The organism is Kineococcus arenarius subsp. arenarius (assembly GCF_050871845.1).
Lineage (GTDB): Bacteria > Actinomycetota > Actinomycetes > Actinomycetales > Kineococcaceae > Kineococcus.
Genome location: NZ_JBJLSE010000004.1, coordinates 1 through 12,664, shown reverse-complemented (window position 1 = coordinate 12,664; position 12,664 = coordinate 1). Strand labels below are relative to the sequence as shown.

Sequence of the window (12,664 nt, the reverse complement as noted above, 5' to 3'; positions counted from 1 at the left end):
CTCGGACTGTCGCTTCTTCCCCGACCCGAGGATCGGGCGGGTGGGTGTGTGGCCGGCCGACCGTGTCCGGTGACCGACGTCGTGCCGGCGGGGGTGTGGACCCCCCACCGGCTCCCGGGGTGGTTACTCCCCGCGGACCTTCTTCACGATCTCCTCGGCCACGTTCCGGGGCACCTCGGAGTAGTTCGAGAACTGCATCGAGTAGACCGCACGGCCCTGCGTCTTCGACCGGAGGTCGCCGACGTAGCCGAACATCTCCGACAGCGGGACGGTCGCCTTGACCAGCTTGGCCCCGCTGACGTCCTCCATGGACTCGATCTGCCCACGGCGGGAGTTCAAGTCGCCGATGACGTCACCCATGTAGTCCGCGGGCGTACGCACCTCGACGGCCATGACGGGCTCGAGCAGCACCGGGTCCGCCCGCTTGACGGCCTCCTTGAGGACCATCGAACCGGCGATCTTGAACGCCATCTCGGAGGAGTCGACGTCGTGCGCCGCACCGTCGAGGAGGCTGGCCTTGATGCCCACCAGCGGGTAGCCCGCCACGACGCCGAGCTGCATGGCGTCCTGGATGCCGGCGTCCACCGAGGGGATGTACTCGCGCGGCACGCGACCACCGGTGACCTTGTTCTCGAACTCGTAGAACTCCCCGTCGGAGGTGTCCAGCGGCTCGATGGTGACCTGGACCTTCGCGTACTGCCCGGACCCACCCGTCTGCTTCTTGTGGGTGTAGTCCATCTTCTCGACCGCGCGGCGGATGGTCTCGCGGTAGGCGACCTGCGGCTTGCCGACGTTCGCCTCGACCTTGAACTCGCGCTTCATGCGGTCGACGAGGATGTCGAGGTGCAGCTCGCCCATCCCCTTGATGATGGTCTGACCGGTCTCCTGGTCGAGCTCGACCTGGAAGGTGGGGTCCTCCTCGGCCAGGCGCTGGATCGCGGTGCCCAGCTTCTCCTGGTCGCCCTTCGTCTTGGGCTCGATGGCCACGGAGATGACGGGCTCGGGGAAGGTCATCGACTCGAGGACGACCTGCTGCGCCGGGTCGGACAGCGTGTCGCCGGTCGTGGTCTCCTTCAGGCCGATCATCGCGTAGATGTGGCCCGCACGCGCCTCGTCGACCGGGTTCTCCTTGTTGGAGTGCATCTGGAAGAGCTTCCCGATGCGCTCCTTCTTGCCCTTGGTCGAGTTCACGACCTGCGAGCCGGCGGCGATGCGCCCGGAGTACACGCGCACGTAGGTGAGCTTGCCGAAGAACGGGTGCGCCGCGATCTTGAAGGCGAGGGCCGAGAAGGGCTCCTCCACGTCCGGCTTGCGGACGATCTCGACCGACTCGTCGCCGACCTTGTGACCCACCATGGGCTTGACGTCCAGCGGCGAGGGCAGGTAGTCGAGGACCGCGTCGAGCATGGGCTGCACGCCCTTGTTCTTGAACGCGGACCCGCAGAAGACCGGGTAGACCTCGCTGTTGATCGTCAGCTTCCGGACGGCGGTCTTGATCTCCTCCGGGGTGAGGTCCTCACCGCCGAGGTACTTCTCCAGCAGGGCCTCGTCGGTCTCCGCGACGCGCTCGACGAGCTTCTGGCGGTACTCGTCGGCCTGCGCCTGCAGCTCCGCCGGGATCGGCCCCTTCTCGTACGCCTCGCCCTTGGCCGCGTCCGCGCTCCAGGTCAGGGAGCGCATGTAGACCAGGTCGATGACGCCCTGGAAGTCGTTCTCCGCGCCGATCGGGATCTGCATCACGAGGGGCTCGGCGCCCAGGCGATCGGTGATCGTCCTCACGGTGAAGAAGAAGTCGGCACCGAGCTTGTCCATCTTGTTGACGAAGCAGATGCGGGGGACGTCGTACTTGTCCGCCTGCCGCCACACCGTCTCGGACTGGGGCTCGACACCCTCCTTGCCGTCGAAGACGGCGACCGCACCGTCGAGGACGCGCAGCGACCGCTCGACCTCGACCGTGAAGTCGACGTGGCCGGGCGTGTCGATGATGTTGATCTGGGTGCCTTCCCAGAAGCAGGTGGTGGCGGCGGAGGTGATGGTGATCCCCCGCTCCTGCTCCTGCTCCATCCAGTCCATCGTGGCCGCGCCGTCGTGGACCTCACCGATCTTGTAGTTGATCCCCGTGTAGAAGAGGATCCGCTCGGTGGTCGTGGTCTTGCCGGCGTCGATGTGGGCCATGATGCCGATGTTGCGGACCTTGGTGAGGTCCGTCAGCACGTCCTGTGCCACGGTTTACTGCCTCTTCCCTGGGATCGAGGGGGTGAGTCGGCGAGGAACCGCTGGGGTCACCAGCGGTAGTGCGCGAAGGCCCGGTTCGACTCGGCCATCTTGTGGGTGTCCTCGCGGCGCTTCACCGCGGCACCGAGGCCGTTCGAGGCGTCGAGGATCTCGTTGAGCAGGCGCTCGGTCATCGTCTTCTCACGACGCTGACGGGCGTACCCGACCAGCCAGCGCAGGGCCAGCGTGGTGGAGCGGCTGGGCCGCACCTCGATCGGGACCTGGTAGGTCGAACCGCCGACGCGGCGCGAACGCACCTCGAGGGCCGGCTTGACGTTGTCCAGCGCACGCTTGAGGACGACGACGGGGTCGCCGCCGGTCTTGTCGCGGGCACCCTCGAGGGCGCCGTAGACGATCGACTCCGCGACGGACTTCTTGCCGTCCAGGAGGATCTTGTTGACGAGCTGCGTCACCAGCGGGGACTGGTAGACGGGGTCCACCACGAGGGGACGCTTGGGGGCGGGGCCCTTGCGCGGCATCAGCTCTTCTCCTTCTTCGCGCCGTAGCGGCTGCGCGCCTGCTTGCGGTTCTTCACGCCCTGCGTGTCGAGCGAACCGCGGACGATCTTGTAGCGGACACCGGGGAGGTCCTTCACCCGGCCGCCGCGGACCAGGACCATCGAGTGCTCCTGGAGGTTGTGCCCGACACCGGGGATGTAGGCGGTCACCTCGATGCCGCTCGTGAGCTTCACGCGCGCGACCTTGCGCAGCGCGGAGTTCGGCTTCTTCGGGGTGGTCGTGTACACGCGCGTGCACACGCCACGGCGCTGCGGGCTGCCCTTGAGGGCGGGCGTCTTGGTCTTGACGACCTTGTCCTCCCGGCCCTTGCGGACCAGCTGCTGGATGGTGGGCACCCTGTCTCCGTCTGTCGATCTCGTTCGTCGGCTGTACTGCTCGGGACGCGCTGCTCGTCGTGAGCCGGCGCTCGACCCGCCGCCGACCCACGAGGTCGGGCGTGTCGTTCGGTGAGGGCCCGAGCCGGTGACGTCGTGTCACCTGATCGCAGGCACGCTCGTGTCAAGCGCACACGAGCCTACCCGCCGCAAAACTGGGGGTCAAAACGAGCCCCGGCGGGGCGCCGCCCCGCTCCCCCACCGGGAGCGGGAGAGCGGGGCGGCGCCGGTGGCGTCAGCGGTAGTCGCTGCTGCCGTAGTCGAACTCCTCCAGCGGCACGGCCTGGCCGGAGCCCACGCCGAACTGGGCGTAGTCGACCTCGTCGTAGCCCGGCACCGAGTACATCTGCGCCTTGGCCTCCTCGGTCGGCTCCACCCGGACGTTGCGGTAGCGGGGCAGCCCCGTGCCGGCCGGGATGAGCTTGCCGATGATGACGTTCTCCTTGAGGCCCAGGAGCGGGTCGCTCTTGCCCTCCATGGCCGCGTTGGTCAGCACGCGCGTCGTCTCCTGGAAGGAGGCCGCCGACAGCCACGAGTCCGTCGCGAGCGACGCCTTCGTGATGCCCATCAGCTCCGGGCGGCCGGAGGACGGCTGGCCGCCCTCCGCCATGACCCGGCGGTTCTCCTCCTCGAAGCGAGCACGCTCCACCAGCTCACCGGGCAGCAGCTCGGAGCCGTTCTGCTCGATGATCGTCACCCGCTTGAGCATCTGGCGGACGATGACCTCGATGTGCTTGTCGTGGATCGACACGCCCTGGGAGCGGTAGACCTCCTGCACCTCGTCGACCAGGTGCATCTGCACCCGGCGCGGACCGAGGATGCGCAGGATCTGCTTGGGGTCGACCGCGCCCTGGACGAGCTTCTGCCCGACCTCGACGTGCTGGCCGTCCTCCACCAGCAGGCGCTGGCGGCGGGTGACCGGGTAGGCGACCTCTTCGCCACCGTCGTCGGGCACGACGACGATGGAGCGGCCCTTGTCGGTGTCGTCCACGCGGACGCGGCCGGCCGACTCGGTGATCGGGGCGTTGCCCTTGGGGGTGCGCGCCTCGAACAGCTCCACCACGCGCGGCAGGCCGTGCGTGATGTCGCCGGACTCCGAGGCGGCACCACCGGTGTGGAAGGTGCGCATCGTCAGCTGCGTGCCGGGCTCGCCGATCGACTGGGCCGCGACGATGCCGACGGCCTCGCCGATGTCGACGAGCTTGCCGCTGGCCAGCGAGCGGCCGTAGCAGCGGGCACAGGTGCCGACCCGGGACTCGCAGGTGAGCACCGAGCGGACCTTCACCGACTCCACGCCGCGACCGACCAGCTCGTCGATGACGACGTCGCCGAGGTCCGCGCCGGCGGCCAGGGCCACCTCGCCGTCCACCAGGACGTCGGTGGCGAGGGTGCGGGCGTACACGCTGGTCTCGACGTCGTCGTGACGCCGCAGCGAGCCGTCGGTGTTGCGCTCCGCGATCGGCATCTCCAGGCCGCGGCGGGTGCCGCAGTCCTCCTCGCGCACGATGACGTCCTGGGAGACGTCGACGAGGCGACGGGTGAGGTAGCCGGAGTCGGCGGTGCGCAGCGCGGTGTCGGCCAGGCCCTTGCGGGCACCGTGCGTGGTGATGAAGAACTCACCCACGGTCAGGCCCTCGCGGAACGAGGCCTTGACCGGGCGGGGGATGATCTCGCCCTTCGGGTTCGCCATCAGACCGCGCATGCCGGCGAGCTGACGCATCTGCATCCAGTTGCCTCGCGCACCCGAGCTCACCATGCGGTGGATCGTGTTGTGCGTCGGCATCGCCTGCTCGAGGTCCTTGGCGACGTCGTTCGTGGCCTGGGTCCAGATCTCGATGAGCTCCTGACGGCGCTCGTCGTCGGTGATCAGACCGCGCTCGTACTGCTGCTGGACCTTCTCCGCCTTGGCCTCGTAGGTCTCGAGGATCGCCTGCTTGTTGGGCGGGGTGATCACGTCGGAGATCGCCACGGTGGTGCCCGAGCGGGTGGCCCAGTGGAAACCGGCCTCCTTCAGGGCGTCCAGCGTCGCCGCCACCTGGACCTTCGGGTAGCGCTCGGCGAGGTCGTTGACGATGGCCGACAGGCGCTTCTTGTCCACGACCGCGTTGACGTACTCGTAGTCCACCGGCAGCGCCTCGTTGAACAGCGCGCGGCCCAGGGTGGTGTCGACGACGAGGTCGTCACCGGGCTGCCAGCCCTCGGGCAGCGTCATGTCGGGCGTGGGCACGACACCCGACAGACGGATCCTGACCTTGGCGTTCAGGTTCATCTGCTTGGCGTCGAAGGCCATGATCGCCTCGGCCAGCGAGGAGAACTGCCGGCCCACGCCGTCGACGTCGTCCCGGTCGGCGGTGAGGTGGTAGATGCCGATGATCATGTCCTGGGTGGGCATGGTCACCGGGCGGCCGTCCGCCGGCTTGAGGATGTTGTTGCTGGAGAGCATGAGGATGCGGGCCTCGGCCTGCGCCTCCGCGCTCAGCGGCACGTGCACGGCCATCTGGTCGCCGTCGAAGTCCGCGTTGAACGCGGTGCAGACGAGCGGGTGGATCTGGATGGCCTTGCCCTCGACCAGCTGCGGCTCGAAGGCCTGGATGCCCAGGCGGTGCAGCGTGGGCGCGCGGTTGAGCAGCACCGGGTGCTCGGTGATGACCTCGGACAGGACGTCCCAGACCACCGGGCGGGCGCGCTCGACCATGCGCTTGGCCGACTTGATGTTCTGCGCGTGCGAGAGGTCCACGAGCCGCTTCATGACGAAGGGCTTGAACAGCTCCAGCGCCATCTGCTTGGGCAGGCCGCACTGGTGCAGCTTCAGCTGCGGGCCGACGACGATGACCGAACGGCCCGAGTAGTCCACGCGCTTGCCGAGCAGGTTCTGGCGGAACCGGCCCTGCTTGCCCTTGAGCATGTCGGACAGCGACTTCAGCGGGCGGTTGCCCGGGCCCGTCACCGGCCGGCCGCGGCGGCCGTTGTCGAACAGCGCGTCGACGGCCTCCTGCAGCATCCGCTTCTCGTTGTTCACGATGATCTCGGGAGCCCCGAGGTCCAGCAGGCGCTTGAGCCGGTTGTTGCGGTTGATGACCCGGCGGTACAGGTCGTTCAGGTCGCTGGTGGCGAAGCGGCCACCGTCGAGCTGCACCATCGGCCGCAGGTCCGGCGGGATGACCGGGACGCAGTCCAGGACCATGCCCTCGGGCGAGTTGCGGGTGGTGAGGAACGCGGAGACGACCTTCAGGCGCTTGAGCGCGCGCGTCTTGCGCTGCCCCTTGCCCGTGGCGATCGTCTCGCGCAGCGACTCGGCCTCGGCCTCCAGGTCGAAGCTCTGCAGGCGCTTCTGCAGCGCCGCAGCACCCATGCCGCCCTCGAAGTACATGCCGAAGCGCTCGCGCATGGCGCGGTAGAGCACCTCGTCACCCTCGAGGTCCTGGACCTTGAGGTTGCGGAAGCGGTCCCAGACCGCGGTCAGGCGGTCGATCTCGGCGTCGGCGCGACGGCGGATCTGCGCCATCTCGCGCTCGGCCGACTCGCGCACCTTGCGGCGCACGTCGGACTTGGCCCCCTCGGCCTCGAGCTCGGCGAGGTCGGTCTCCAGGGTCTTGGCGCGGGCGTCCACGTCGGCGTCGCGACGATTCTCCACCTCGCGCTTCTCGACCTCGATCTGGGCCTCGAGCGAGGAGTGGTCGCGCTGGCGCGCCTCCTCGTCGACCCAGGTGATCATGTAGGCGGCGAAGTAGATGACCTTCTCGAGGTCCTTGGGCGCCAGGTCCAGCAGGTAGCCCAGGCGGCTCGGGACGCCCTTGAAGTACCAGATGTGCGTGACGGGCGCGGCCAGCTCGATGTGGCCCATCCGCTCACGGCGCACCTTGGCGCGCGTGACCTCCACGCCGCAGCGCTCGCAGATGATGCCCTTGAAGCGGACGCGCTTGTACTTGCCGCAGTAGCACTCCCAGTCCCGGGTGGGACCGAAGATCTTCTCGCAGAAGAGCCCGTCCTTCTCCGGCTTCAGGGTGCGGTAGTTGATGGTCTCCGGCTTCTTGACCTCACCGTGCGACCACGTGCGGATGTCGTCCGCGGTGGCCAGCCCGATGCGCAGCTCGTCGAAGAAGTTGACGTCGAGCAACGTGATCTTCTTTCTGTCGTTTCCTGAGGTCTGACTGATCCGTGGGACTCAGCGGTCCCGTTGGCCGGCGGCGGCGGGCCGGGGGCACTCCCCCGGCCCGCACCCGTCAGACCTCTTCGACGCTGCTCGGCTCGCGCCGAGCCAGGTCGATGCCCAGCTCCTCGGCCGCCCGGAAGACGTCCTCGTCGCTGTCGCGCATCTCGATGGCCATGCCGTCGGAGGAGAGCACCTCCACGTTCAGGCAGAGCGACTGCATCTCCTTGATGAGCACCTTGAAGGACTCGGGGATTCCGGGCTCGGGGATGTTCTCGCCCTTGACGATCGCCTCGTAGACCTTCACGCGCCCGAGCACGTCGTCGGACTTGATGGTCAGGAGTTCCTGCAGGGCGTAGGCGGCGCCGTAGGCCTCCAGGGCCCAGACCTCCATCTCGCCGAAGCGCTGACCGCCGAACTGCGCCTTGCCACCCAGCGGCTGCTGCGTGATCATGGAGTACGGGCCGGTCGAGCGGGCGTGGATCTTGTCGTCGACCAGGTGGTGCAGCTTCAGGATGTACATGTAGCCGACCGAGACCGGGTCCGGGAACGGCTCCCCGGAGCGGCCGTCGAACAGGCGCGCCTTGCCGTCGCCCTGCACGAGGCGGTCGCCGTCGCGGGTGGGGGTCGTCGAGCTGAGCAGCCCGGTGATCTCCTCCTCGCGCGCACCGTCGAAGACCGGCGAGGCGATGCGCGAGCCGGCGGGCGCCTCGCGGATCTCCTCGGGGATGAGCTTCGCCCAGTCCGGCTCGCCCTCGATCTGCCAGCCGCGCGAGGCGATCCAGCCCAGGTGCAGCTCCAGGACCTGGCCGACGTTCATGCGGCTGGGGACGCCGAGCGGGTTGAGGATGACGTCGACCGGGGTGCCGTCCTCGAGGAACGGCATGTCCTCCACGGGCAGGATCTTGGAGATCACGCCCTTGTTGCCGTGGCGGCCGGCGAGCTTGTCACCGTCGGTGATCTTGCGCTTGTTCGCGACGTAGACGCGCACCAGCTGGTTCACGCCCGGGGGCAGCTCGTCGCCCTCGTCCCGGTCGAAGACCTTCACGCCGATGACCGTGCCGGTCTCGCCGTGGGGCACCTTCAGGGAGGTGTCGCGCACCTCGCGGGCCTTCTCGCCGAAGATGGCGCGCAGCAGGCGCTCCTCCGGGGTCAGCTCCGTCTCGCCCTTGGGCGTGACCTTGCCGACCAGCAGGTCGCCGTCGCGCACCTCGGCACCGATGCGGATGATGCCGCGCTCGTCGAGGTCGGCGAGCACGTCCTCCGCGACGTTGGGGATGTCGCGGGTGATCTCCTCCGGCCCCAGCTTGGTGTCGCGGGCGTCGACCTCGTGCTCCTCGATGTGGATCGAGGACAGGACGTCGTCCTGCACGAGGCGCTGCGACAGGATGATCGCGTCCTCGTAGTTGTGGCCCTCCCACGGCATGAACGCCACGAGCAGGTTGCGGCCCAGCGCCATCTCGCCGCCGTCGGTCGACGGGCCGTCGGCCAGCACGGTGCCGACCTCGACGCGGTCGCCCTCGCCGATGACGACGCGCTGGTTGTACGCGGTGCCGTGGTTCGAGCGGCGGAACTTGGCCACCCGGTAGGTGGTCGTGGTGCCGTCGTCGTTGCTCGTGGTCACCGCGTCCGCGGACACCTCGGTGGCCACGCCGGCCTTCTCGGCCACGACCACGTCACCGGCGTCGACGGCGGCGCGGAACTCCATGCCGGTGCCGACCAGCGGGGCCTCGGTCTTGACCAGCGGCACCGCCTGGCGCTGCATGTTGGAGCCCATGAGCGCGCGGTTGGCGTCGTCGTGCTCCAGGAACGGGATCATGGCGGTGGCGACGGAGACCATCTGCCGCGCCGCGACGTCCATGTAGTCGACCTCGGCGCGCGGGACGAACTCCGTCTCGCCGCCCTTGGCGCGCACCAGCACGCGGGCCTCGGCGAAGGTGCCGTCCGGGTTCAGCGGGGCGTTCGCCTGCGCGATGACGAAGGCGTCCTCCTCGTCGGCCGTCAGGTACTCGACCTCGTCGGAGACGACACCGTCGACGATCTTGCGGTACGGCGTCTCGATGAAGCCGAACGGGTTGATGCGCCCGTACGACGACAGCGAGCCGATGAGGCCGATGTTCGGGCCCTCGGGGGTCTCGATCGGGCACATGCGGCCGTAGTGCGACGGGTGGACGTCGCGGACCTCCATGCCGGCGCGGTCGCGGGCCAGACCGCCCGGGCCCAGCGCCGACAGGCGGCGCTTGTGGGTCAGGCCGGCCAGCGGGTTGGTCTGGTCCATGAACTGCGACAGCTGGCTCGTCCCGAAGAACTCCTTGATGGAGGCCACGACGGGACGGATGTTGATGAGCGTCTGCGGCGTGATCGCCTCGACGTCCTGCGTCGTCATGCGCTCGCGCACGACGCGCTCCATCCGGGACAGGCCCGTGCGGACCTGGTTCTGGATGAGCTCGCCGACGCTGCGCAGGCGGCGGTTGCCGAAGTGGTCGATGTCGTCGACCTCGACGCGCACGTCGACGGGCTGGCCGTTCTTGACGCCCGGCATGGCGGTCTCACCGGCGTGCAGGCGCACCAGGAACTTGATCGTGCGGACGATGTCGTCGACGGAGAGGACGCTGCTGCTCAGCGGCTCCTCCATGCCCAGCTTCTTGTTCACCTTGTAGCGGCCGACCTTCGCGAGGTCGTAGCGCTTGGGGTTGAAGTAGAGGTTGTCGAGCAGGTTGCGCGCGGCCTCCTGCGTCGGCGGCTCGCCCGGGCGCAGCTTGCGGTAGATGTCGAGCAGGGCGTCCTCGACGCCGGCGGTGTGGTCCTTCTCCAGCGTGGCGATCATCGGCTCGTAGTCCGCGAACTCCTCGCGGATCTGCGACTCGCTCCAGCCGAGGGCCTTGAGCAGCACGGTGACCGACTGCTTGCGCTTGCGGTCGATGCGCACGCCGACGGTGTCGCGCTTGTCGATCTCGAACTCGAGCCACGCACCGCGCGACGGGATGACCTTGGCGGTCCAGGTGTCGCGGTCGGAGGTCTTGTCCGGCACGCGCTCGAAGTAGACGCCCGGGGAGCGGACCAGCTGGGAGACGACGACGCGCTCGGTGCCGTTGATCACGAACGTGCCGCGGTCGGTCATGAGCGGGAAGTCGCCCATGAAGACCGTCTGGCTCTTGATCTCACCGGTGTTGCCGTTGATGAACTCCGCGGTGACGAACAGCGGAGCGGCGTAGGTGAGGTCGCGCTCCTTGCAGTCGTCCAGGGAGTACTTGGGGGGCTCGAAGCGGTGGTCGCGGAACGACAGCGACATGGAGCCGGAGAAGTCCTCGATCGGGGAGATCTCCTCGAAGATCTCCTCCAGCCCCGAGGTCATCGGCACGTCCAGGCCACCCTCGCGGGAGGCGGCGACGCGGTCCTGCCAGCGCTTGTTGCCGAGCAGCCAGTCGAAGCTGTCGGTCTGCAGCGCCAGGAGGTCGGGGACCTCAAGGGGTTCGCGGATCTTGCCGAAGGAGTACCGCCCGGAGACGGTCAGAGCAGAGCTGTTGCCTGGTGCGGACGCTGTGCGCGAGGCGGCCAAGAGGGGTCCTTCCACGGGCCTGCGAACGTGACACGCGCTGACCTGCCCCGCTCGGTCGTCCCACTGGTCGACGACCGGCCATATGACTGAAGGCAGCGCAAAACATCAAGGTACCCCGTGAAGGCGCGACTGTCCACCCCCTTGCGGGGGCCCAGTCGACGCCGGCGCTCGAGCCCGGGCGACGTCGGTGTCGGGCGGACCGGAACGTGATGACAACCGCTGACGAGGATGGTCCCCCGCAGCCTCCGCGTCAAGGCGATCGGCCGTGCTGTGGAGGGCGTGTCGCGGCCCCGGCGCGCCACGAGCGCCGGCGGAACGCACGAGGGGCGGCCGGACGCGTGTCCGGCCACCCCTCGCGGCGGTGTCCCGGGCCGGTTCAGGCCCGGGAGGGGGTCACTTGAGGGTGACGGTGGCGCCGGCGCCCTCGAGGGCGGCCTTGGCCTTGTCCGCGGTCTCCTTGTTGACCTTCTCGAGGACGGGCTTGGGGGCGCCGTCGACGAGGTCCTTGGCCTCCTTGAGGCCCAGGGAGGTCAGGCCGCGGACCTCCTTGATGACGCCGATCTTCTTGTCGCCGGCGGACTCGAGGATGACGTCGAACTCGGACTGCTCCTCGGCGGCCTCGGCGGGCGCGCCGCCGACCGGGCCACCGGCGGCGACGGCCACGGGGGCGGCCGCGGTGACGTCGAAGGTCTCCTCGAACTTCTTCACGAAGTCGGAGAGCTCGATGAGGGTGAGCTCCTTGAACGCGTCGAGCAGCTCGTCGGTGCTGAGCTTCGCCATGGTGGCGGTCCTTCCTGTGTCTGGGGTGGTTCCGCGGTCGGCCCGCGGAGCGGGGTCGCGCTGGGCGGTGCTCAGGCGTCGGCGGTCTCGGCCTCGGGGGCCTCGACCGGCGCGGGCGAGCCCGCGGCCTGCTTCTCCCGCAGCGCTTCCACGGTGCGGACGGTCTTCGACAGCGGCGCCTGGAACAGGGCCGCGGCCTTGGCCTGGGACGCCTTGAGGACGCCCGCGACCTTCGCGAGGAGCACCTCGCGGGACTCGAGGTCGGCGAGGGCGGTGACGTCGGCCGCGCTGATCGCGCGCCCTTCGAGCAGTCCGCCCTTGACGATGAGCTGGGGGTTCGCCCTGGCGAAGTCACGCAGGCCCTTGGCCGCCTCGACCGGGTCACCGGAGACGAAGGCGATCGCGGAGGGGCCGACGAGCTGCCCCTCGAAGGCCGTGACACCGGCCTCCTTCGCCGCGATGGTGGCGAGCGTGTTCTTCAGGACCGCGTAGGTCGTGTCAGGACCCAGCGACCGGCGCAGCTGCGTGAGCTGCGAGACGGTCAACCCCCGGTACTCGGTGAGCACCGCGGCGGTGGACTCGTTGAACAGCGTCGTGATCTCCTTCACGGCCGCTGCCTTGTCTGCCCGTGCCATGTGTGCCCTCCTTCCGTTGTCTCGGGGAGCCGGCCGGCCCTGAACGCGAGAAACGCCCCGGCGCAGGAGCGCGGGGCGTCGGGCCGGGCCCTCGTCGGGCCCGAGCTGAAGCACGTGCACACCTGCGCAGGTCGTCCGCGAGCGGGACCTTCTGCCACCCCTCCGTGCGGAGCGGGCGGCGACCGGCGGTCTTCGGTACCCGTCAAGCCTACACGCCGCACAGGAGTGCCCCGACCACGCGGCGCCCGCCCCCGGACGCGACGTGGGGGGGGGGGGGCGGGGGGGGGCCGCCCCCCCCGCGGGGGGGGGGGGGGGCGGGGGGGGCGCGGGGGGGGGGGGGGGGGCCGCGCGGCGGGGGGGGGGCGCCCGGGGCG

General features: G+C 69.4%; 7 protein-coding genes. All 7 read right to left on the bottom strand.

Going from position 1 to position 12,664, the window contains the following annotated elements; all coding sequences use genetic code 11:
- Nucleotides 1–123: 123 nt before the first annotated feature.
- Nucleotides 124–2,226 carry an elongation factor G gene (gene fusA / locus ACRYM0_RS02120; RefSeq protein ID WP_432501664.1) on the bottom strand — a complete coding sequence of 701 codons (2,103 nt, stop codon included), beginning with the start codon at nucleotides 2,224–2,226 and terminating at the stop codon, nucleotides 124–126.
- Between the two features lie 56 nt (nucleotides 2,227–2,282).
- Complete coding sequence (rpsG, locus tag ACRYM0_RS02115) at nucleotides 2,283–2,753, bottom strand: 30S ribosomal protein S7 (protein ID WP_432483624.1); 471 nt, start codon at nucleotides 2,751–2,753, stop codon at nucleotides 2,283–2,285.
- A complete protein-coding gene (gene rpsL / locus ACRYM0_RS02110; protein ID WP_012084987.1) occupies nucleotides 2,753–3,127 on the bottom strand; it encodes a 30S ribosomal protein S12 in 375 nt (124 codons plus the stop codon). Before rpsL ends, rpsG begins: the two co-directional genes overlap by 1 nt.
- A 274-nt stretch (nucleotides 3,128–3,401) precedes the next feature.
- Complete coding sequence (locus ACRYM0_RS02105; RefSeq protein WP_432501662.1) at nucleotides 3,402–7,283, bottom strand: DNA-directed RNA polymerase subunit beta'; 3,882 nt, start codon at nucleotides 7,281–7,283, stop codon at nucleotides 3,402–3,404.
- A gap of 106 nt (nucleotides 7,284–7,389) precedes the next feature.
- Nucleotides 7,390–10,875: a DNA-directed RNA polymerase subunit beta gene (rpoB, locus tag ACRYM0_RS02100; protein WP_432501660.1), complete on the bottom strand. Its 3,486-nt coding sequence runs from the start codon at nucleotides 10,873–10,875 to the stop codon at nucleotides 7,390–7,392.
- 393 nt (nucleotides 10,876–11,268) lie between these two features.
- Entirely contained in the window at nucleotides 11,269–11,655 is a 387-nt protein-coding gene (gene rplL, locus ACRYM0_RS02095; RefSeq protein WP_432501658.1) for a 50S ribosomal protein L7/L12, read from the bottom strand.
- A 71-nt stretch (nucleotides 11,656–11,726) separates the two neighbouring features.
- Nucleotides 11,727–12,290, bottom strand: a complete 564-nt coding sequence (rplJ, locus tag ACRYM0_RS02090; RefSeq protein ID WP_432496529.1) for a 50S ribosomal protein L10 — start codon at nucleotides 12,288–12,290, stop codon at nucleotides 11,727–11,729.
- Nucleotides 12,291–12,664: the final 374 nt, after the last annotated feature.

Bases quoted from the DNA above. Each gene is read 5' to 3' on its own strand.
- rplJ (WP_432496529.1), bottom strand. From the start codon at position 12,290: ATGGCACGGGCAGACAAGGCAGCGGCCGTGAAGGAGATCACGACGCTG.
- rpsG (WP_432483624.1), bottom strand. From the start codon at position 2,753: ATGCCGCGCAAGGGCCCCGCCCCCAAGCGTCCCCTCGTGGTGGACCCC.
- rplL (WP_432501658.1), bottom strand. From the start codon at position 11,655: ATGGCGAAGCTCAGCACCGACGAGCTGCTCGACGCGTTCAAGGAGCTC.